This is a genomic window from Actinomycetota bacterium (genome assembly GCA_014360655.1).
Classification (GTDB): Bacteria; Actinomycetota; Geothermincolia; order Geothermincolales; family RBG-13-55-18; genus JACIXC01.
This window is the reverse complement of record JACIXC010000034.1, coordinates 1-1884: the sequence shown is the minus strand read 5'-3', so window position 1 is coordinate 1884 and position 1884 is coordinate 1. Positions and strand designations below refer to the sequence as shown.

The 1884-nt window shown below is 59.1% G+C and carries 1 protein-coding gene; it reads right to left on the bottom strand.

The genetic code is table 11. The annotated features are described in order from the left end of the window. Positions 1-848, bottom strand: an 848-nt coding sequence (locus tag H5T73_12810) for a formate acetyltransferase (GenBank protein ID MBC7248638.1), incomplete at its 3' end; no start/stop codon positions are given. Positions 849-1884: the final 1036 nt, after the last annotated feature.

Here is a 1884-nt window from a genome sequence, read left to right as displayed (position 1 = left end):
ACCTTCTCGCACACCTCGGCGATGCGCAGCAGCTCCTCCCTGCGCTTGGGGTCCTTCTCGAAGTTCTCGGCGATGATCCTGGCCAGGCGGCTGTAGCGCCTCGCCCAGCGCACCACCGCCTCGAGGACCATCTTCATGGCCTTCCACTGGTCGAGCTTCACCAGCAGGTGGAGGTCCTCGGGTTCCTGGACCTTATTGATGACCTTGTCCTCCGCATCCTGTATCTTCTCGTCTATCTCCGCGATGATGCCCTCCAGGCCAAGCCGGAACATGTAGTCCCACTGCTTGGTGGCGTACCCGATCCTGGCCACGGGGACTCCCCAGCCAACCATGCCGGTGACCAGCTTCATGACCTCCTCTGCGGGCACGATGCTCATTCCCTTGCTGGCCGCGCACTGCGGATTCCAGAGATCGCACAGTTCCTCTATGATGCGCAGGCTCTCCTCCTCCGGCTCCGGGATGACGGTGCGGTCGTTATAAAGGTCTTCGTTTATGAGGAAAAGGATCTCCGGGTGCCAGATGATGGTGTGGGGGCGTGAACCCAGGTAACCCACGATCTGCGCGTGGTCCTGGATGAAGATGGTGATGTTGTCGAAGACCTTGGCCAAGCCACGCGCGTATCTCAAGGGCAAGGGATCGTACTCGTTCTCCATGAAGCCCTCGGTGAAGAGGGTGGCCCTCTCCAGGTCCACCTTCACGCCGGGGTTGTACCCCGAGCCCTTGGCGCCCTTGATCCACACCGCCTTGCGCAGGTAGTCGAGGCGCTTGGAGCGCTTCTGCTCCGCCCACCACCACCACTGTCCGCTCTTCTCGATCTCCTCGATGGTTTTCGTCTCGACGCTCGCCATGACCTTTTACCCCCTTCCTCGCAAAAACACCGAAACCTTACCAAGCGTGATGAAGGGTGTGCCGCGAAGATGCTATGAGGCTACCTTATCCTTGCTGCGAAGCATGCCGTGTACAGTAAATAGACGATACTGTGAACACTTGTCCGATTCTGCAGCCTATCCCGGGTTTTCGGAACCTTATTACGGGACTGTTCCGGAATTGCCGCGTCACATCACCCTCAAGTAAACTCAAAATAAACATAACGGAAAACAAACACGCCGTCAAGCAAATCAATCAAATACGTGGATCTGCCTCTTTAGGAGGGATTTTCCTTTCTGTCGACACGTGTGGAGGTTTTTTGTGGGCGTTCATATACGCGAATGTTCCTGTGCCCGATATCGATGAACGGATGAGTCCATGTTTTTGCCTGCAGCGTTCTCGCCCCCGGTGAGCGTCGCTTTTGCCGGCGGGATCCCTTTGTCGTCGCTGTTTTGGGCCGTGATGGCGGCCGGGGTATGCCAGGATGCAAGGAAACAAGCGGTGTCGTCCCGCGTGGAGGTGCGGGCACCGGCGTGGAGGTTACATCGCGGCCCCGACTACGATGGCCAGCGGCGCCTCCCGGTAAGGGACGTTCGCCGAGCCAGGCGGGACTGCAAAGGGTCGCAGGGCGAGGTCCGCCTTGCGCTCGTTTCCGGGAGCACGGCGCCGGCAGCGGTTATATCAAGGAAAGCTGTTCGCGGAGATCAGGGCACGGCTTGCACGGGGTCTTCCGGACTCCGCGCTTCCGTGAGCGAGAAGCGGGTATGCGCGGGCACGCCGCGTTAGAAGCTAATATGAGCGTGCCCGTTCTTTGCCGGGCGACCGTTGTATTTTGCCATATATTACCATATTATGGTTATTGACCTAGATAGCGCGAAAGGCCTCACGCGAAGGGCCTCACTGCGAAGCGGCGCGCTCCAGGCGCCGGATCTCCCGCTTCCTCTCCCGGATGTAGTCGTTGACGGAGTCCAGGTTCAGGCACTGGTTGAGGAAGGAGAGGTCCTTGAGGAGCTCCCG